General features: G+C 64.5%; 18 protein-coding genes and 2 pseudogenes. 9 read left to right on the forward strand and 11 right to left on the reverse strand.

Annotated features, from left to right (window positions below; genetic code table 11):
- Nucleotide 1 precedes the first annotated feature (1 nt).
- From OHN19_RS26955 to OHN19_RS26965, 3 genes are all read right to left on the reverse strand, one after another.
- A complete protein-coding gene (locus OHN19_RS26955; RefSeq protein WP_330266662.1) occupies nt 2–304 on the reverse strand; it encodes a zinc-ribbon domain-containing protein in 303 nt (100 codons plus the stop codon).
- Nucleotides 305–382: 78 nt separating this feature from the next.
- Nucleotides 383–1,384, reverse strand: coding sequence for a BtrH N-terminal domain-containing protein (locus OHN19_RS26960; RefSeq protein WP_330266663.1), 1,002 nt, complete (start codon nt 1,382–1,384; stop codon nt 383–385).
- A 32-nt stretch (nt 1,385–1,416) separates the two neighbouring features.
- Nucleotides 1,417–2,097 (reverse strand): Type 1 glutamine amidotransferase-like domain-containing protein, encoded by a 681-nt coding sequence (locus tag OHN19_RS26965; RefSeq protein WP_330266664.1) that lies wholly within the window; start codon nt 2,095–2,097, stop codon nt 1,417–1,419.
- Between the two features lie 305 nt (nt 2,098–2,402).
- Between OHN19_RS26965 and OHN19_RS26970 the strand changes: the two genes are divergently transcribed.
- Together OHN19_RS26970 and OHN19_RS26975 are read left to right on the forward strand one after the other, a co-directional pair.
- Nucleotides 2,403–2,549 (forward strand): hypothetical protein, encoded by a 147-nt coding sequence (locus OHN19_RS26970; protein ID WP_185092858.1) that lies wholly within the window; start codon nt 2,403–2,405, stop codon nt 2,547–2,549.
- A 181-nt stretch (nt 2,550–2,730) separates the two neighbouring features.
- Nucleotides 2,731–3,070 (forward strand): annotated as a pseudogene (locus OHN19_RS26975) (helix-turn-helix domain-containing protein); the annotation flags it as partial.
- A gap of 68 nt (nt 3,071–3,138) precedes the next feature.
- Here OHN19_RS26975 and OHN19_RS26980 read toward each other — a convergent pair.
- From OHN19_RS26980 to OHN19_RS26995, 4 genes are all read right to left on the reverse strand, one after another.
- Nucleotides 3,139–3,456: an Imm51 family immunity protein gene (locus tag OHN19_RS26980; RefSeq protein WP_330266665.1), complete on the reverse strand. Its 318-nt coding sequence runs from the start codon at nt 3,454–3,456 to the stop codon at nt 3,139–3,141.
- A gap of 418 nt (nt 3,457–3,874) precedes the next feature.
- On the reverse strand, nt 3,875–4,462 hold the full coding sequence (locus OHN19_RS26985; protein ID WP_330266666.1) for an Imm21 family immunity protein: 588 nt from the start codon (nt 4,460–4,462) through the stop codon (nt 3,875–3,877).
- 64 nt (nt 4,463–4,526) lie between these two features.
- Entirely contained in the window at nt 4,527–4,724 is a 198-nt protein-coding gene (locus OHN19_RS26990; RefSeq protein WP_330266667.1) for a DUF397 domain-containing protein, read from the reverse strand.
- Complete coding sequence (locus tag OHN19_RS26995; RefSeq protein ID WP_330266668.1) at nt 4,725–5,570, reverse strand: helix-turn-helix transcriptional regulator; 846 nt, start codon at nt 5,568–5,570, stop codon at nt 4,725–4,727.
- 219 nt (nt 5,571–5,789) lie between these two features.
- Here OHN19_RS26995 and OHN19_RS27000 point away from each other — a divergent pair, with 219 nt between their 5' ends.
- The 3 genes from OHN19_RS27000 to OHN19_RS27010 all read left to right on the forward strand — a co-directional run bounded on the left by OHN19_RS27000 (nt 5,790) and on the right by OHN19_RS27010 (nt 9,007).
- A complete protein-coding gene (locus tag OHN19_RS27000) occupies nt 5,790–6,422 on the forward strand; it encodes an ATP-binding protein (RefSeq protein ID WP_330266669.1) in 633 nt (210 codons plus the stop codon).
- A 141-nt stretch (nt 6,423–6,563) separates the two neighbouring features.
- Nucleotides 6,564–8,219, forward strand: a complete 1,656-nt coding sequence (locus OHN19_RS27005) for a PIN-like domain-containing protein (RefSeq protein ID WP_330266670.1) — start codon at nt 6,564–6,566, stop codon at nt 8,217–8,219.
- Complete coding sequence (locus tag OHN19_RS27010; RefSeq protein ID WP_330266671.1) at nt 8,216–9,007, forward strand: IS5 family transposase; 792 nt, start codon at nt 8,216–8,218, stop codon at nt 9,005–9,007. The genes OHN19_RS27005 and OHN19_RS27010 overlap by 4 nt, the downstream gene beginning before the upstream one ends.
- On the opposite strand, the gene OHN19_RS27015 is transcribed toward OHN19_RS27010, so the two are convergent.
- Nucleotides 8,964–9,500, reverse strand: a complete 537-nt coding sequence (locus OHN19_RS27015) for a hypothetical protein (RefSeq protein WP_330265380.1) — start codon at nt 9,498–9,500, stop codon at nt 8,964–8,966. The genes OHN19_RS27010 and OHN19_RS27015 overlap by 44 nt on opposite strands.
- Before the next feature lie 211 nt (nt 9,501–9,711).
- Between OHN19_RS27015 and OHN19_RS27020 the strand changes: the two genes are divergently transcribed.
- Entirely contained in the window at nt 9,712–10,308 is a 597-nt protein-coding gene (locus OHN19_RS27020) for a hypothetical protein (RefSeq protein WP_330266672.1), read from the forward strand.
- A 43-nt stretch (nt 10,309–10,351) separates the two neighbouring features.
- Here the strand turns inward: OHN19_RS27020 and OHN19_RS27025 are convergent, their stop codons facing one another.
- Nucleotides 10,352–11,719: a DNA (cytosine-5-)-methyltransferase gene (locus tag OHN19_RS27025; RefSeq protein WP_330266673.1), complete on the reverse strand. Its 1,368-nt coding sequence runs from the start codon at nt 11,717–11,719 to the stop codon at nt 10,352–10,354.
- A gap of 238 nt (nt 11,720–11,957) precedes the next feature.
- Nucleotides 11,958–12,647: a hypothetical protein gene (locus OHN19_RS27030; protein ID WP_330266674.1), complete on the reverse strand. Its 690-nt coding sequence runs from the start codon at nt 12,645–12,647 to the stop codon at nt 11,958–11,960.
- A 121-nt stretch (nt 12,648–12,768) separates the two neighbouring features.
- Here OHN19_RS27030 and OHN19_RS27035 point away from each other — a divergent pair, with 121 nt between their 5' ends.
- The 3 genes from OHN19_RS27035 to OHN19_RS27045 are packed head-to-tail and all read left to right on the forward strand — an operon-like array spanning nt 12,769 to nt 16,857.
- A complete protein-coding gene (locus tag OHN19_RS27035; RefSeq protein ID WP_330266675.1) occupies nt 12,769–14,178 on the forward strand; it encodes a transcriptional regulator in 1,410 nt (469 codons plus the stop codon).
- Nucleotides 14,178–16,022: a DEAD/DEAH box helicase gene (locus OHN19_RS27040; protein ID WP_330269721.1), complete on the forward strand. Its 1,845-nt coding sequence runs from the start codon at nt 14,178–14,180 to the stop codon at nt 16,020–16,022. Before OHN19_RS27035 ends, OHN19_RS27040 begins: the two co-directional genes overlap by 1 nt.
- Nucleotides 16,006–16,857, forward strand: a complete 852-nt coding sequence (locus OHN19_RS27045; RefSeq protein WP_330266676.1) for a protein NO VEIN domain-containing protein — start codon at nt 16,006–16,008, stop codon at nt 16,855–16,857. Before OHN19_RS27040 ends, OHN19_RS27045 begins: the two co-directional genes overlap by 17 nt.
- 124 nt (nt 16,858–16,981) lie before the next feature.
- Here the strand turns inward: OHN19_RS27045 and OHN19_RS27050 are convergent.
- Nucleotides 16,982–19,009: pseudogene (locus OHN19_RS27050) on the reverse strand (GmrSD restriction endonuclease domain-containing protein).
- Nucleotides 19,010–19,133 lie beyond the last annotated feature (124 nt).

Raw genomic sequence — 19,133 nt, forward strand, 5'->3', positions numbered from 1 at the left:
CTCAGCTCTGGTACGGCTGCTGCGGCGCCTGTCCGCCGTAGACCTGACCGCCCTGCCCGCCACCGGAAGCGGCCTGCGCCTGCAGCTGCTCCGCCTCCTGCGCGTTCAGCTTGTTCTCCGCACCGCAGAAGGTGCACTGCGTCGCGTACTTGGTGGAGATCGGGAACAGCGGCACGAAGAACAGCGTGAACTTCGTGACCCGCTTGCGCAGGGTGTGCGCGGCCGGGTTCCCGCACCGCCCGCACACCAGGGTGAGTATCGCGAGCTGGTACAGGTAACCCTTGGTGCCAAAGAGGATGAACATGGTGTCGTCGCCTTCCGGGATCGGTGCCTGAGAGGCAGTATCCCCGCACCGGGTGCCCGCACGGGGAGTGGATCCGATTCAGGGCTCCAGGCGGCTCAGCGCCTCCATTGCCTCGCGTTCGACGCGTGCAAGATCGTGAAGGACGGCGCCCGCCCGCAACAGGTGCTGCTCATCACCCGACACACCGGCTCTGTCGATCAGTGCGGCGACCTCCGTCCACAGGCCGGCGGCCTCGGCATACAGCCGATGCCCGGTGCGCAGATGACCGCTGTCGAGGAACTGGCCGCTCTCGGCGAGGAAGTCCCGGTAGAGATTCCGGAACAACGCACCCCCGGTCCCGCCCTTCTCCATCAGCAACGCGGCCTGCGGCAGATCCCGCCCAGGGTCCTCACTCCGCCGCAGCCATGTCCGTACGGCCTTCCCGGCCTTGTCGATGCCGCGGTGCCCCAGGTTGGCGATGGGCGGGTGGAGGAAGGCGTGGGCGCAGGCGGTGACGGCGGGGACGATGCTCTTCTCAGGGCTCTTCTCAAACGCGGGCAGGTCGGGGGCGGCGGTGAGGGTGAAGGACCGGTGCCTGGCGGCCATGGGCCCTCGCGCGGCCCGAGCCGCCGCAAGACTGCCCAGACCGGTCGTCACGGCACCGCCCTGCTGCTCCGTGTCGACGAGGTGGGCGACGCGGTCGTCATAGCCGTACATGGCCACGACATGCCCCCCGAAGTGCACCTTCGCGGTGAAGTAGTCGAGGTGGTAACTGTCCAGCTGAAGCCCGACGGGCCGCGCCCGGCCGATGGCATCCACGACATTCGCCCACGCCTTGCGGGGCGAGGCCGTCTCCTGAACCAGGAGCTCAAGCCCAAGCGTGTCAGCCAGATTCCTGCTGAGCTCGAACGGTTTCACCCGCCCCCCGAGAAAGGGAAAGCCCATGTTCTTGCTGTCCCAGTAGATGAAGGAGAGGCCACGACCGAGCCCGAAGAGCATGGGTTCGGAGAGATCGATCCCTTGGTGGCGGAGCAGCACACCGAGGGTGGAGGTCTCACAGTGCTGGGTGGCGCGGACGTCGATACGGCTCAGCATGGGCATGCCGGGGACTCCTTGGGGCCTGCGGGACTCCTTTACGGGGCCGACGTCGGGTTGAACAGTCTCCAGTGGCCCTCGGAGACCACTTCGACGGTGCCGTCGGCCACTTTGATGGCGGTCTGGTCGTCCGTCGCGTAGGCCGGGCCGCCGATCCCGGCCGCCCACAGCTCCGCCGCGGCCGTGGTGTTCTCCGGGCAGGCCGGATGGTCGAGGTGCGGGAAGATCGAGAAGTCGACCAGGCCCAGCGTGCGGTCGCCTCCGGTGGGCGGCTTCCAGCCCACGAAGTCGTCCCCGACGCGGGGGGTCATCACCATGCTTCCGGCGCTGAGTCCGACGTAGACGAGGTCGGGCAGCGACGGCAGGAGTGCGGCGAGCCCGGATTCCCGCATCCAGTGGGCCAGGTACAGCGCGTCCCCGCCGTTGACCAGCAGGACGTCGGCCTCCCGGACCCAGGAGACCCAGCGCGCCTCCTCGATGCTGGGCAGCGCGGTGAGCTCCAGCACGCCCACCGACTTCCACCCCAACGCGGTCATGGGGAGAGGTGACTGTCCGCTGATGAATCGCCAGGGCCCGCCCGGGTCGGCGTCGGGCGCGCCGTAGCCGGCGGTGGGGATGCACAGGGCGCCGGCCTCGGCGATCGGCTTGCCCAGCAGATCGACCAACGCATTCCGAATGCTCGTGTTCGTGACACCGGAGTCGGTGAGGAGAAGCTTCATCACTACCTTCCTGAGGCAGGGTGCACAGGCATGGCGAACAGCTCCCGGACCAGTGCCGCCCCCTCCAACAATCCGGAGGGAGACCAACGACCCAGCCTCGGCCCAGCACAGCCATCCCACCACACGGCGTGACATCGCCGGTGGCGCGGAGAACTCAGCCGGGGACTGACGGCGGAGGCCGACGGCTCGACGGCGCTGGCGGCGGTCGTCGGCTTCCTCGCCTACGGCCTCCCAGGGCTGAGTCGTCCAGCAACGGGTAGACGAGCGGAGCAAGGGCAGCCACCGGTACCGAGGGAGGGATCCGCATGCCGCGCATGATGGAACGGATCAAGCAGTTCGCGAAGAGTCCCCAAGGCCGCCGCGCAGCCGAACAGGCCCGCCGAGCCGCCTCCGACCCGCGCCGCCAGGCCCAGGCGAAGCGGCTGCTGGGCAAGCTCCGCGGCCGTCCCTGATCAGGCCCACCGCACCGAGGCCAATCTCGACCGATGCGGTACGGCTGCGCTCACACCGCTTATCGGGCCTGCGCCGCCTGTTCAACCGCGCGGCGGTCTAGTGCTGTGACCGCATAGGTTCACCGGGTTGCCCGTTGTGCTGGTTGGAAGCGGTGCCGCTTCCAACCAGCAGGGGGGCGGGATGGCACCAGCGGTCAGGGCCCGGAGGCTGACGGAGCAGTAGGGGCAGAGCTTCAGCGGATCGCCCGGCGGGGCAGTACGAGCTCGGTGCGGTTTCGGCGGCCGGTGATGCTGCTGGCCTCGGCCGTCGGCAGTCCGGTCCCAGTGATCGCAGCGCTGGTGCAGCCGGACGAGGACACCGTCCGGGACGTGATCCACCGCTTCAACGAGATCGGGCTGGCATGCCTCAACCCTCGTTGGGGGCGGGAGGCCGTCCCCGCCTGCGGACCAGCGGCGACGAGGACTTCGTCATCCACACGGGGAGGCGCGCCACCCGCCCGACCGTACTGGGCAAGCCATGGCAGCCAGCCGGTCGACGGCTCTGTTCGGCCCAGCAGGAGCCTGCGGTGGGGCGGACGCCCCGTGTCATTCAGTCGTCGAACTCGAAGCCTGAAGCCTCCGCACGGGCAATGATGTCGCGGACTGCCTCGGGGCTCGCGATGACGGATTCGACGGCCGTCTTGAGTCGCGCGAGGTCGCTCGAACTGCCGACCGCGCAGAACATGCCGGCCTCGCTGTCGAAATCGACGTGCTCGGCGATATCCGGCCAGGCAAACCGTACGAGACCTTCCCAGAAGTACCCGTTCGGCTCGTGTCCGGAGGCAACTACTGCGGCATCGGCAGCCAGGCCGCCGGCATCCCACGTCAGCGAGTGCTCGCCATTGAACTCATGGAGGTGGATGGTCACGGCGTGATCGTCTCACCCCGGCACGCGAACCGTTCGTCCGGTCCCGCACAGCTCTCGAACGAGGTGAACCTTCTCGGGCACAACACTGGGTCGGTCTCCGGCGAGGCTTCCGATACGAGCTGGAGATCGACCTCGAAGCACTCCCGGTCACCGGGAAGGCCATGACCTTTGGGGAGTGCGGCTCGGATGTCTCAGAGCTTCGGCTCAACAGGGAAGGGCAGCTTGTCGGCCCAGCCGACAACCAAGGGAGGGGCCGCCATGCGGCGCATGATCGAACGCATCAAGGAATCCGCAGGGACGCCGCCTCCCCGGACAGGGCCTTTTGCTAGGCCTCCCGCGCGGGTTCCGAATAGCCCTCCACCTGGCGAACTTTTCGGAGATCTCGGCACACAGACCGACGACCGGTGCGGCCGTTGGTTCACACGCCCATGGGCAAGAGCTGAATCAAGCCGACCCAGTTGTGTTCGTCGGCCTTGGTGTGGACGCCCCGGACCCTCCAATGGCCAGCGACCAGAGGAACAGGTGCCTGTTCGGGCATACCGCCACTCGGATACTCGACCCCCAAGTCAGACCCCGATTCGGCTGAGTCCATGAGTACGGCCGGACCATCCACCACCCACGTACCGCATTCCTCCCACGAGACAGCGGGATCCATGAGGACGGTCTCCGCCGCGGCCCGCAACTCGGCATCGGAGTCAGCCGCGAGCCAGCGCAGGAAGGCGCGGTGCTCGGGCAGGTAGCAACTTGTGGCCGGCTCGTCCCCCAGCACCAGCGCTTGCGCGCCGCTCCGGCCAACGGTGATCAGACCGGCCACCTCATCCACTGCGCAGGCCCGGTCGTAGTCGTCAGGATCAGTCCCGTCTCCCGCCATGATTCCGGTCCCCGTGCCGCCGTACCACTCCGCCAGTGCGGAGACGGGTACCACGATCAACGGACCGCCCATGGACTCCACCCAGACGGACGGAGCGTCGGACAGACGGGTTTCAGCGGACGAGGAGGCAGTCATGTCGCCAGTCTGCACTTGCCCACTGACAACGCTGATGCACCAAGCGACTGGTCCGGATGACGGCTCAATGCGTCGAGGCGGCCACGAAGCAGCGCCATGACTCGGTCGACACCGCGACCAGAGGCCCCTCGGGTTGTTTGGAATCCCGTATCAGAACGCCGGTGGGTATGAAGGCTGCCTCTACGCATTCGGTGGCGTTGCCGCCGCTGTACGACGACTTGAACCAGGCGGGCTTGGCGGCGGACTGAGGGCGGGCGGACATTCACAGCTCCTTGCGGACGCGATGGATCATGGCGGAGGACGCCTCCATGTCCAACGCTTGTGCGCGCAGGTACTCGAACGCAAGCTTGTAGCGCTCCAGTTCTTCATCCTTCTCCAGGAACAAAGAACCTGTGTGGAAGTCGACGTAGACCACGTCGAGACCCGGCTCGGGGCCACCGATGATGACGAAGCTTCCCAGCGCGGCAGCGTGAGCACCCTTGGTGAAGGGCAGCACCTGAAGGGTTGTGTGCGGTGACTCATTGGCGTCGAGGAGTCGGCTGAGCTGCTCCTTCATCGTTTCGGGCGATCCGACGACACGGCGGATCACGGACTCGTCGAGGATGGCCCAGAGATGTGGTGGCTTCGCCCGGGTCAGGATCTCCTGCCGCTTCATGCGGATGTCGACCAGGCGCTCGATCTCCGCCGGTTCCAGGGGGACCTCGTTGGCCTTCTGGAGTGCGGTGCTGTAGGCGCGGGTCTGGAGCAGACCGGGAACGTAGACGCACGCGAAGTGACTCTCGCGGACCGCTTCGTCTTCCAGCGTGAGCAGCAAGTTCATGCTCTCGGGGATTGAGTCGGCAAAAGAACTCCACCACCCCTGCTGCCTGGCGTCCTTTGCGAGCCCGACAACGGCCTTGCGCTCAGCCTCAGTTGCCCCGTACTCCCGGCACAGAGCATCGACGACGATCCACTTGACCGGCCCGGCCTGGGTTTCGTACCTGCTCACCGTGGCTTTGGAAACGCCGACGAGTTTCCCGGCCTCCTCAAGCGTCAATCCCTTGCGAGCGCGCAGCTTGCGCATCATCGCGCCTAGTTGACGACGCCGGGTCGTGGTCCGTTCGGGCATGCGGCTCCTCCGCCAAGTACCGGGTGGGCAGGCCCGGAGATCCTCATCAGGCTAGGTGCCGAGGAGCCGGACCCACTATCGGATTCACTCGATGGATTCTCGTGAGAAGTTACACAGCGAGACTTCTCTGTGTCATGCTCGCTCTCGATCCGCTACACAGTGCAGTCGTGTGAACACGGCAGGCGCAGCATCTGTGTGGCTTGGGAGGGAGGAGTAGCCATGCCCGGCTACGAGATGTCCGAGCCCCAACTCCGCTGTGTCCTGCCCTTCGAAGCGGTGCCAGCGGAGGTGCCCCTTCTCCGGAAGGCTGCCGCCAAGCAGCTGAGCCGGTGGGGCGTCTCAGCAGTGACGGACGAGACGGAGCTGCTCGTCACGGAGTTGGCGACGAACGTCTTCAAGCATGTCGGCGAAGGCGCGTCAGCGACTTTGATCCTTGAGCGGAGGGGGGAGGTGCTGAGGCTGGAAGTTCACGACAAGAGCCAGGTGTTGCCGATGTCCAGGACAGCAGCCTGTGATGAGGAGTGCGGCCGCGGACTGCATCTTCTGGCGGCGCTGGCCGCAAACTGGGGAACGGTCCTCACCGCGGCGGGCAAGTCGGTCTGGTGTGAGATCCCGATTGCCCCGGGGCGCACGTGCCGACGCATCGAGCGGGCCGTTGAAGCACTTGAGCGATATCGAGAACGTGGCGGTGCCATCGGGCCGTGGGGCAGGAGGCGCGAGATGGCCCTAGAGGAGTCAGCCATCGAGCTAATCGCTGACTTGCTTCACTGGACCGCGGCCAGAGGTCACGAGCCAGACGACGTTCTCGACCTAGCCCAGATGCACTACGAAGCCGAGGCCGACGCTGCCTAGTTGTCGGCTGCCGCTGTGAAGGTCCGTGGGAATGCTCCTTGTATGGGGCATTCCTGTCCACCGGGCCTCACCTGCTTCTCAGCCCGTACCTGTGCCAGGATGATCTCAGGCTGCGATCAGACGAGTTCAGGGGGAACGCGTATGGAGGACCCGGCACTGCTCCGGCGGTTCCACGCTTGGCTGCAACCCGTGCCGTCCCCGCAGGACACTGCTCGTCTCATCTTCTTCCAGGACGCTCTGATCGTTCTGGACACCAACGTGCTGCTCAGTCTCTACGAGTACACGGCAGAGTCCCGGGAGGAAGTCCTCAAGGCACTGAGCCAGGTCTCGGGGCGCCTATGGATGCCGTACCAAGTGGGTCTTGAATTCGTGCGCGGCCGCCGCAGCGTACTGGAGTCACGTAAACGGGTGTTGAGCGAGGCTTCGAAGTCGGTCAACACCAAGCTGACGGCAGCGTGTCAGGCGATCATCGCAGCGAAGAACACCGTGCGAGCGCAGCTGGAGAAGTACGCCAGAGTGCCCGGTGAGATAGAGGCCTTGGAGCACCTGGTCAGCGAGGCGGCCGTCAAGGAGCACCTCGCCGTCTACGCGGACGCGTTCAAGGCTCACTTGGACATGCTGAAATCGGAGCATGACCTTCATCCGGTCAACGTCGATACAGCCGATCCGATCCTGCCTCGGGTGGCAGACCTCTACGGTGATCGTGTTGGGCATCAGCCCGATGACCAGCTGCTCCAGCAACGACTGGATGAGGCTCTGGCCTTCAGATTCCCGAACCAGATCCCGCCGGGCTTCAAGGACTCCGGCAAGGGCACTCCGCTGAATGCGGCAGGTGACTTCCTGATATGGGAGGAAGTGATCGAGCATGTTGCACTGCTCCCGGAAGGAAGTCGCCGTGTCCTCTTTGTGTCCAACGACGTCAAGGAGGACTGGTATGACACAAGCAATGGCAACCAGCGCCCCTGGCCCGCGTTGTTGGACGAGATCCAGCGCCGGGCCGGCGCAGAGCTACGACTTGAGACTCCGCCAGACTTCTACGCGGGTGTCGGTGAGTATCTGAAGGCGGAACTCGCGGAGGACACGTTCGCGGAGATCCGGCGAGTGTCTGAAACCTTCACTCCGCCGACGTCGGACGATGGCACGGTGGTCACAGCAAGCACGGCCGCGAAGATCGCTCCGCCCAGTGGCTTGCCAATCACCGCTTACAGATCTGCCGGGCTGACCTCCCCTGTCCTGCGGATGGCGATGGAGTCGGTGGCGCCTGCGGATCGACTTGCACAGTGGTGGCTTATCGGAGTCACAGCGCAGTTGCATCGACGGGAAGTCACCGAAGGGGAGGCGCAAGTAGACATAGCTGCGGCTGTGCGAGGCGGTGAGGCACCCGCACCTGACTGGAAGCCGGGGACGGTACTGCCATCAGGGGAATGGATCCGTCGTGAATCCTCATGGATCGCACCGTGGTTCCTCGACCTCCTTGGGTCCTCGCCGTCGGCCGATCGTGGAATCTTGAGCGCGCTGGCCTCAGAAGCTGTTGTCTTTTCGATCTTGGGAGACGCGCGTCGAACGGGGGTCCCGATCGGGTGGTCGCGGGGCGCGAGGCGCATACGAACAGGACCTCCTGAACAGCTCGTTGGTGTCGAATCACCGAGCAGCAGCAGGAGGCCCTGGTGCAGCAGTCTTGCGTGCCGATGGCCGGGCAGTCCAGCGCGGTCACCTGGGAGTGTGACTGTCTGGCTCACCGGTTCGGAAACGCCGCCGACAACGGGACGCGGCAGCCGCGCTACCCGACGGACATGACGGACGCGGAGTGGGCCCGGGTCCTGCCGCTGCTGCCGGTGCCGGGCTGGATGCGTGGCCGGGGCGGCCGGCCGGAGGCGTACTGTCACCGCACCATGCTCGATGCGATCCGGTATCTCGTGGACAACGGGATCAAATGGCGTGCGATGCCCGCCGACTTCCCACCGTGGGACCGCATCTACGCATTCTTCCGCCGCTGGCGCGACAACGCCCTGGTCAAGGAGTTCCACGACCGGTTGCGCGCGAGGGTCCGCGAGGAGCTGGGACGGGACACGCAGCCGACAGCCGGAGTGATCGACTCGCAGTCCGTCAAGGCGGACGCCGTCGTCGGCACGGACAGCCGCGGCTTCGACGGCGGCAAGCTCGTCAACGGCCGCAAGCGGCACGTCGTGGTCGACACCCTCGGCCTGCTGCTGGGCGTGATGGTCACCGCCGCGGATGTCGGCGACCGCACCGCCGCGAAGGTCCTGCTTGAGCAGGTGGCCGAGGCACACCATCGCCTGGCCCTCGTCTGGGCCGACGGCGGCTACACCGGCAGCCTCGTCGAGTACTGCCTGGCCACGTTCGCCCTGGTCCTGACGATCGTCAAACGCAGCGACGACCAGAAGGGGTTCGTGGTCCTGCCCAAGCGGTGGATCGTCGAGCGCCTCTTCGCCCACCTGATGCGAAGTCGCCGCCTGGTGCGCGACTTCGAGCGGCGCACCACCAGCGCGGAGGCGATGGTCTACTGGTCGATGACCGGGCTCATGACCCGTCGCCTGGCCCGGTCACACCCGCAGCGAGGGTGAACCGACCCGGCTGCTGCTCGGCCAGCCAGCCGCGCGCGACCAGGCGTTTCGCTTTCGACCGCAGTGCCTCCACCCGCGCCGGCACCACGTCCATGCCGAACATGGCGGCCATCTCCTGGCAGGTCAGCGGCCCTTGATGAAGCCGGGCCCGGTCCGCGAGTGTCTTGAGGATGCGCTGGTAGTCGACCGACAGCGCCGACCAGGCCAGCCCTTGTCGCCACACCGGCACCTGCGACTTCGGCTTCGCCGCGTCCCGGAGCGCCGACTGCCCCTCCCCATCCCGCGGATCCGGGACAACCTCCGCCTCGACGGTGGCGCCGTCGTCCGGAGCCAGCACCGTGTCGACCCGCCTGCGGGCGATCGCCCACTCCTGGCATTCCAGCTCGGCCGCAGCCAGCTCGGCCTGGATGCGGTCGGCCTCCTCCCGCAGCCCGTCAACTCGACGCCGAGCGGCGAGCTCGTGCTGTTCCAGCAGTCCGACAACCGACGGCATTCGCAACCTCCCGGGGAACGACGACCTGACAGGCCACCACTCCCACGGAACCACCACTCCTATCCCCGACCAGCGGAAACGCATCGATCACGTCCGGAAAGACAACAGCTTCTCAGAGCAAGCCGCTGAGAACCAACGTGGCACCACTTGACCGGCTGCCCGGGACTCTGTTGTCGCCACCTCCGCTTCCACACGAAGAAGGGATGCTGCCGTGCCCGCAGCGAACGAGGAGCAGTACGAGGTCTGGAAGAGCCTCAAGCCGACAGCAGCCTATGCGGTGCGAGAGCTGAGTTCTGCCCTTGAAGGCGACGACTCCACGCTGGACGACCTCGTTGATGCCTACCTTTTCGCGAAGCGTCAACTTGCGCAGTCCATGCGGGCGTTGATGCTCTCGCAACTGCCCCCGCAGTGCCCCGAGTTTGCTGAGCTGCACGATCGTATCGAAGCGGAGATGAAAAATCGTTACGCTGACAGAATCCCAGAGCGATTCCTCAAGGCACCTTACGGCAGTAAGGTGCACGAACTGCTCTTCATGATTCTCCTGCAGGCTCTCGGCAAGCCGGTGGACAGCGGGAGGCTCCGCGTTCTGACGGCGGACAGGACCCATTCAGAACGACGGGCTAGAGAACTCCGCGAGCTGGGCTTCAACATCACGACGTCCGCAGAGGACGGAAGTCAGTTCTACACCTTGGTTGACCTGGAGATCGACTACACGAAGGTGCCCGAGCTCATAGCGAAAGCCATCAACAAGGCGAAGGACCTCGGGGGGCCCGAAAAAGCCAGGCTGACTGCCAAGCTTTTCGAGTAGCTCACCAGATAGTGGCAGGGATCTGCACTGAATCTGCCTGCAGCTAGCTGATCTTGGCTCGGTGCAGGGTGAACAGATCATGCCGCTGGTGATCGTCCTGGCCGATGAACGCTTTGAACTCGCCGAGGCTGTAAGCGATGGCGCCGCTGGAACGAGGAGCCATGGTCACCGCGAAGTCGTGGGCGAGATGGTTCAGGCGCCGCTCGACCTCCGGCTGCTCCAGAAGGGTGCCCTTCTTGGCAAGCTTCTCGATGATCTGGTCGACGGTGAGGGGGCGGTCAAGACCGCGGAGGAGCTTGTACACGGGGTCCAGGACGCGGTCCGTGTTCTCCACCAGGGTCTTACGCTCGCCCTCCTTCAGGATGGCCTTGCGGATAGCTACGCCGAGAGCCTTAGCGACTGGTGGGGGGAACGCATTGCCGATTTGCCGGTACACCGAGGTCTTGCGTCCATGGAACCGCCAGCGGAACTCGTGGTCTGTGGTGCTGCCCTCCGGCCGCTCGATGTCGTGCCAGCCCTGGATCCTGGCAACCATGGCGGTTGTGAGCTTAGGGCCAGGGACGCCTTCGGGGATTCTCCACCCCTTCTTCGGGGCATCGTTGGCCACACCCATGGCGTCCACTCCGAGGTCCGCCCATGCGCGCTTGGCTCGGGTCGGCCCGAGGTCGGCACCACCGTGTTTCTTTGAGCCACCGACGATGGTCGGCGCGATGCCATGGGCCTTCTCGACCCACTTGGCGACCTGCTCTTCCTCCCAGCCATTGCTCGCCATGAGGTCTGCGAGGAGCTCGCCTACGGGGAGTGGCTCTTCCTCATGCGGGGTCGGCCACTCAAAGTACTCCGCGAATTCTCGCTTGAGAGCGACCAGTACAAAGCGCGGTCGGAGCTGTGATACACCGAATTCGTTGGCTTGGAGGAGCTTCCAGTCGCCGATGTAGCCATGTTCGTGAAGTCGATCCAAGACATGCTGGCGGTAGGCCGTAAAGCGATTGGCGCTGAGTCCTCGCACGTTCTCCAGCAGCAGTGCCTTGGGTTGGATCTCGCCGCAGAGTTCGACCGCCCAGGCGAAGAGATCGCGCTCGTCGTTGGCGCCCAGCTGCTTGCCCGCAATGCTGAACGGCGGACACGGGACACCCCCGGCGAGCAGGTCGATGTCCTTGTCCTTGTACTCAGCGGGGTCCCAGGTGTTCGGGTCGGCAACGTCTCCGACCGCCACGGTGTCTGCAGCCTCTTCCTCGCTGTAGCCGAGGACTTCCTGCAGATTCTTACGCAGCGTGTTAGCGGCATGCTCATCGAGCTCCACCGCGAGCCGGTGGCGAAAACCTGCCCGCTCCAAGCCGAGGGTCTGGCCTCCCGCGCCTGCGCAGATCTCGACGACCTCGAGCTGCCTGTCGCGCTCCAACGCCGTCATTCGATCTCCTTTCAGGCGCGCAGGCTAAGCCAGCGCGGTGCCGAGTCTGTGCGCTCGGCTCACTGTCACAGCGGGCACTGGCTTGAACACAGTTCCAGCGGTAGCACCCTAGTCTCCGATCTTCGCCGACGTCACCTGATTGCGACGGCGTGCCAGAGGCGAGGCTGTGAAGTCTACGGCGGCCCACAGGCATGATCCGAACCCACGTGCCCTATACGTTTCAGCGGCTGCGGAATGATCAGCTCTCGAGTGCCGCCCGCACCTCATCACGGGCGTCAGCCGGCAGCCGCCGGTACGCATTCCATGCTCGCTCCAGTGGAGTGGAACCACGCCGTCCGCGCTCGATCCACCGGCGGAGCCTCTTCTGTTCGCCTGGGTCGAGAGCTCTGATATCAGCCAACGTCTCATCGGCTCGGGCAGGGCTGCCGTTACTGCCTGCACGGCAGCGCTTGCATTCTGTAACGAGAAGGGTTTGTTCCCTGCCATCTGGAAGGACGGTCTCGCGCCTGGTCACGGAGAGCACAGCGGACTGGTTCGAGTCGTCCAGATAGGCCTCGCCGCCAGAGATACCGCAGACAGTGCACATGTAGTCATCGCGGGCCATGACTGCCTGCTTCTCCTTGTTGGAGATGGCCTTCTGTGGCGCGGCAGCGCGGCGGGCCGCGGGGTCCCAGACGGGGACCCCCGCCCTGACGAAGCGCTGGTCTTCAGCCACCAACCTGGCGTCCTCGGAGTTCGTGAAGAGCACCCAGCCGTAGTCGCGGAGATCGCGTATGCGCCGGTCAACCTGTGAGATCCCCGGGAAGGCGTCGCGGAGCTGTTCCTTGGTGAACGTGTTCCCTTCGCCGATCACTTGCACGAGCCAGAGCGCTCCGCGAACCATGGCCCCTGCTTTGAGTTCAGGGTCGTTCCAGGCGGGCAGCGTCACCTTCGTGCTCCGTTCTCCAAGTGATCGAGACGTCGATTGTGGGTCATGGGCGCACCTGCTGTCAGCCGGTGCTGCCATGATGCTGGGACACACTGCGTCTGGTTCCTTGGAGGCTCTGGTTATGGCTGTGAAGTTCGGCGTCCCGCCCGAGGGCGAGAAGATTCGCTCGCTGGTGGACGAGCGGCTGAAGCAGGCTATGGCCGAGGACGGTGCGAAGATCACCGTGGAGTGGCGCGGTGAGCAGAAGCATCTGCATGTGATCTCCATGCCGGTCGACATGCTCTACTTCAACCCCGATACCCACCGCATCCGGGCGCAGCGCACCCTGCAGCCCGAACGTAATCGGGTCCTGGAGGAAGAGCCGTGGAGTGAGGCTGCGCAAACGTATCTTCATGACCTGTTGCGGTGCCGGCCCTCGAACCCGAACCAGACTGACCCGGACTACACGGCACTCCAGGACGAGCTGGACGACGTAGGGCAGCGAGAGCCCGGAATTATCAGTCCAGACGGCATCCTCGTAGACGGGAACACCCGCTGTGCGGCGCTGAAGGACCTGGGCATCCGGGATATCCGGGTTGGCGTGCTCCCTGCGGACACGTCGCGCCGTGACATCAACAGCGTTGAGCTTGCTCTGCAGCTGCGCCGTGACAAGCGCCGAGAGTACTCATATATCAACCGGCTCATCGCGATCGAGGACGAGCTCGCGGACGGCCGGCGCGAAGAGGATGTGGCCCGGGATTTCAATATCAAGAAGACCACTCTCCAACAGGACCGCTGGGTATATGAGTTGATCAATAGCGCCATTGACCGGAGTCGGACGACGAAAGGTGCCGTTCTCCGGCTCGTCGACTTCGAGGACCATCAGGAGAAGCTCCGCGAGCTGCACCGCGACTACACCAAACTTGCGAAGACGGACCGTGACGCCGCCGAGCAGCTCAAGGAATCACGTCTGGCGATGGTCGTCTTGAACTACGCCAAGACGACAGTGCGGCTCGCGGAGGCTGACTTCCACAGCCGCTACCTGGAAGAACGACTGCCTGCAGAACTGCGGCCCGCAGCCCAGGAGTCCGCTGCTGTGTCGATCCCCGGCCTGGCTGGGGTCTCGATTCCAGATGCCACCGCCACTGTGAAGACGACCCGTGCTCTCACGGATTCGTTGCTTCAAGCGAAGGCGGCGGCGCAGGCCGGCGACATGTTGGATGCGGGAGCTGTCGCGCAGGCGGACGCGCTCATCAAGTCGGCACGCAAGACCTTTGACGCGGCCGTGAAGCTGGCGGGGGCGAATGCAGAACTTCAGAAGCGCCAAGTCGCTGTCCCAGAGCGTCTGACGGACGCTGCCGACTACGTGAACCAGTGTGCTGCTGAGTTCGCTGAGGCCAAGGCCAAGCGCGCGCTGGACGAGGATGCGTTTGACGATGCCCTACTGACCTTGAAAGCCAGCCTCGCCCGTCTTGCGAAGCAGGCTGGACGCACGTTCAGTTCTCCTGGCAGCGGCGTCGCATGGCTGCTCGACTCGACGCGGGAGAACTGATGGCGGGACAGTCTCCCGCACCCAGTCTGGAGATCGGCTTCGGGGACGGCGTGACCCGGGCGCGGCTCAGGGCGGGCACTGGCTATGAGGCGGACCTTCGTCGGCTGGCTCTCAGATTCCAGAGCAGTGTGCAGCGTTCTCCTGGGACCTTGGAGGTCGAGATCGACGACCTCCTCACGAACTTGGTGTCCCTTGCTACTTGGCCTGAGCCCAGCAGCGTTTCGTGGGATCCGCAGCTGGCCTCACTGGCTACAGATTCCGCGGTGGACGCACAGACCGTTGCGAAACGGCTTGACCCGACAGCCGGCTCGGATGGAGAAGTCGATCCTGAAGAGGTCGGTAGCCTCCTCGGTCTCGACTGGGTAGCGGACCTCACCGCGTTTCAACGTCGGGACATTGCCAAGTTGCTGTCCTTGCGGCACGGCGCCAACTTCTCCGTGCCGGGTGCTGGGAAGACCCGCGTGGGCTTGGCGGTGTTCCAAGCGTTGCGGCGAACCAAGGGAATCGAACGGCTTCTCGTGGTCGGACCGAAGTCCTGCTACGAGTCATGGAAGTTCGAGAACAGACAGTGCCTGAACGAGCCCCTGCGCATGGATGTGTTCTCAAGGGACGCCGATCCCGCCGCCGATGCGCTCATCGTCAACTACGAACGGCTGCGCCAAGACGGTGTCGTGAATGAACTCGGCCAGTGGTTGGCCGCACGGCCGTCGATGCTCCTGCTCGACGAAGCCCACCGGATGAAGCGAGGAGCGGACGGAACGGACGGTGCCGCCTGCCTCGCGCTCGGACCCCGCAGCAGACACCGTCTAATCCTTACCGGTACTCCGGCTCCGAACGGCGTCAAGGATCTGGAGAACCTCTTCGGTTTCGTATGGCCAGGCCACGGGCGCCAGAAGGTCATTCAGGCCGTAGCTGGCGGGGACCTCGCCAAGGCGAGCCAGGTCCTGCGGCCCTTGTTCACCCGTACCACCAAAGGTGAGCTTGGGTTGCCGCCTGTCTCCACGAATTTGCGAACCGTTCCGATGCCTCCTCTCCACAACGAGGTTTACGAGGCGCTTGTGGGTCGGTTCTCCGCCCGGGCCGCCGGTTCGGAGAGCGATTTTCTCGCACTGGGCAAGATCATCGTTTACATGCTGATGGCGGCAACCAGTCCGGCCCTCCTTGCTGTTGGTACCACTCGGCACGAGCCGCTGTCTTACCGGGTGCCTCCCCTCTCTGTGCCTGAGGGCACGCCGCTCTTCGATTTGATGCGGGATCTGCCGAGCTATGAGATGTCGCCGAAGTACCGAGAGGTTCTTGACATCGTGAGCAAGAACGCTGCCCGTGGACGCAAGACGCTTGTCTGGTCCACATTCGTGCGCAGTCTCAACACGTTGGAGCACATGCTCAGTGAGTTCGCGCCCGCCCTGGTCTATGGAGGGTTGGGCGACGCTGACCGTGAAGAGGCGATCAAGCGTTTCAGGAACGATCAGGATTGTATGGTCCTGTTGTCTAATCCGGGCACTCTTGGTGAAGGTATCAGCCTTCATCATCACTGTCATGACGCCGTATACGTAGACCGCGATTTCGCGGCTGGTCGCTTCCTGCAGAGTCTGGACCGCATTCACCGCCTTGGGCTTGCGCCTGAGACGGAGACCCGCATCACGGTGCTTGCCTCAGAGGGCACGATCGACGAAATCGTTGATCAACGTCTCAGTGACAAGCTGCACTTCATGGGAAGCATCCTTGATGACCCCGCTGTACGGCAGCTGGCAGACCTTGAGGAAGAGTCACCCGAGGGTGGTGGCCTGGACCACCGGGACCTTCAGGCGCTGATGGGTCATCTCCGTGCCCGTGCCGCCTGAGCCGGTCCTGCGCGCTGCTGTCCGCTGGCTGGAAAAGCTCCCGGCCAGCGGGGTTGCGCGTGTTCGTGCGCTGTTTACCACGCATAGCGACTTCAGTGACCTTACCCCGACACAGTACGACGCGGCGTACTCGTGGATCCGGGAGGCGGGGCTCCTTGAGGATCTCCGTAGTGGAGTACCCGTGCAGTGCCGAGTCTTTGACACGGCCATGGTTTCTAGCGGGATGCCCTGGTTTCAGGATGCCGACCTGCTCGTGCGCAGACCAGACGAGCTTCCTGAGGACGCCCTTCGTGCGGCAGAAGCCCTGGGCCTAACCCAGGAAGAGGCATATGCGCAGGTTCATTCGGTGTGGGGCAAAGTCGACACCGAAGAGCGCTCCCGAATCGGATCAGCCGGTGAACTCGCGCTCTTGAAATTGCTTTCCGAATCTGCTCACGGCAGGGTGGAGCATGTCGCGGCGTGGTCCGATGGCTACGGCTACGACATCTTTGTCGATGCCGAGCGTTTCTCTGCCCACATTGAGGTAAAGACCACGACTCGTAGGGGGCGCCTTACTGTCTATATTTCACGCAACGAATACGAGACCATGCTGCGGGATCCGGCTTGGGAGCTCGTGACTGTTCGTCTCACACCAGAGCTTAGAATCACCGCGGTAGCAGCGGTGCCGAAGAAGTGGATTGCTGACCACGTCCCCTCGGACCGCACTATGCGGGGACGTTGGGAGTCATGTCGGCTCGACATACCTTCAGAAGTTCCTGTAGCCGGTATTCCAAGCCTCGCGCCCATACTTGCCGAAACCGCGCCCCCGCTGCTCACTGGGGCGGCCGCACCTTAAAGTGCGTAGTGCGATCTTGAACTCGGCGACAAAACGCAGGACCAGCTCCCTCCCCCCACGGGTCATGTCCGCGATTCCGGCCTGCGCTCCACAACAGGAAGGGCGCGGGCCGAAGGCCGTGCGTTCAGGCCCGCTGTGTTCCTGCTTCTGAGAGGAGGAACTCATCAGGCTCAGCAGGCCATGGTTCGTCGTTGGGTTCGGGGCAGTCTGCCAGGGGCTGCGCGTCCTCGAAGGCGTCCTTGACAGCGGTACGCCATTGATCGAGCGAACCGCGGATGATGAATGGGCCGAGACCGAAGCTCATGCCGCCCTCGTGGTCAATGCGCAACGGCGCCGTCTCGTCACCCACCGGGACATCGCTGGCGAGACCGGTGGCTGCGGCGTCGAGGGCTGCTTCGAATTCCGTGGGGTCGATCCATCCGACCCAGATCTGGCCGTCGATTTCCGCCTCGGCGGCCAGCACGCTTCGGCCGGCTCCGGTGTACCCGGTGAACACCAGCGACCGCGACGCGGAGGTCTCGGTTGCTGTGTCGTCCTCGACCAGGAAGCTCGGCCGGAACTGATTCAGCAATGCGGTGACCCGCTCTGCTAGCAGGAACCTGCGAGCGGCTAGGAAGTCGCGGTATCCCTCAGGCTCCAGAACGGCAGGGTCGTTCGGGATCGCGTGCGCGGCACGGTCGCTGGCGCCCACACTCTGCATGTAGGCGGCCGGCGAACAGCTGCCGATGATGTTCTTCGCTGTCTGCTCAGAGACAAACACGATGTTGGCGAGTTCGTTGATTTCAGCAGATGAGTACTTGCTTCCATGGGTACGCAGTTTCACTGCCGGGTGCACGAGGCTGTATTGCGGCTTTCCAGACTTTTCGACCCCCTCCGAGATGGGGCCGCCGTCCCACCAGTCCGTGGCCCCTGCGTGGGCTGCCGCCAGGTAACAGAACATCAGGTACGGGCTCTGGTGATTGCGGCCGACCAGATCGCTGGCGGTTACCGACAGACCCCGATCGCGGATCCCCAGGTTGGCGAGCAAGGCTGCCACGGGATCTTCAGCATCGAGCATCCTGATGTCCTGAGTCAGCGTGGTGTCCGTGGAACCGCCGTAGCGGTTGCGGGCCGTTGCAGCCAGGAACCAGTAGAGAAGACCGTTCTCGACCTCCTGCGTGATCTTTGCTTCTTTGTGCTGCCGACCGTAGTAAAGGATCAGCGGATGCAACGCGGCGAGTGAGGGGACCAGCGCCGTCGTCGGGATGAGGAGCCTCTCTGCGAGGAGAGGTACGACGTGCCCAAGCCCGCGCTGGACCTTCTCCCAACCAGCTTCCACGCTTTCTCTGCTCGCGGCAGTTAGCTTCGCTACGGAAGCGAGTCGTGTTCCCGTGGTCGACAGGCTCAAAGTCAGGGCTTTGATAAGGAAGTTGACATCAAGTGCTCCGTACCCGCACTCGGCCCAACGAGCTGATTCCGCCTCCAACTGCCCCAGGAAACCTGGTGTGCGTGCCGAGAGGGTAGCTAGTGCGAGGTCCGTAGTCTTGAGGGCTCGTCCGCCACTGTTCACGCGTACGAAGATGTCCGCGACTTCCTCATAGCCGAACTCGTGCAGCACTTCCATGTGGAAGTCCCGCTGAGTGATCTTCTGCAGCGCGCTCAGTCTGCGACCGATCTCAGGTTCGGGGATGGAGAGTCCGGCGCCTTTAAGCTCGCCATGGATCGCGAACATGTCGGCATCTGGGCCGACGACGTCGTAAACCTTGATCCATTTCCGGTTCCGCCGGGTGGCGGCGCTCTGGTTCTGGAAGGCCTCTGTTTCGATGTTGAAGACGACCTGCGCGTCTGGGTGGTCGCTCAGGACACGGAAGAGCGAGGTAAGCCTCTGCTGGCCGTCCAGCAGGTACAGCGGCATGACGCTGGGCAGGGCTTGAGCCGTGCCAATCTAGGCCTGCCTGGTCTCGGCGAGCTGGCCAGTCTTCCAGAAGAGCAGCGAACCGGCTGGATACCCGCGATACAGCGACTCGATGAGCCTGGCGACCTGGGAAGCTTTCCACACGTATCCACGCTGGATCTCAGGGAGCATGATCTCTCCGGCCGCTATCTGCGCGATGAGTGTCCGGACGTCGCGGTTTGTGCGCTCGACCGCCACTTTGCCCCCCCAGCCTTCCATGCGGTAGCAGCTGGCCAGCCAGCACCCGCTCTGCCTTGATGCGAGCTCAGTTGGCAGTCTCCCCGCGGCAGGAGCCACGTACGCCCGCCGAACCCGCTGGAGAACAGATTAAGGGAGCGGCAAA

Source organism: Streptomyces griseorubiginosus (assembly GCF_036345115.1).
GTDB classification, from domain to species: domain Bacteria; phylum Actinomycetota; class Actinomycetes; order Streptomycetales; family Streptomycetaceae; genus Streptomyces; species Streptomyces griseorubiginosus_C.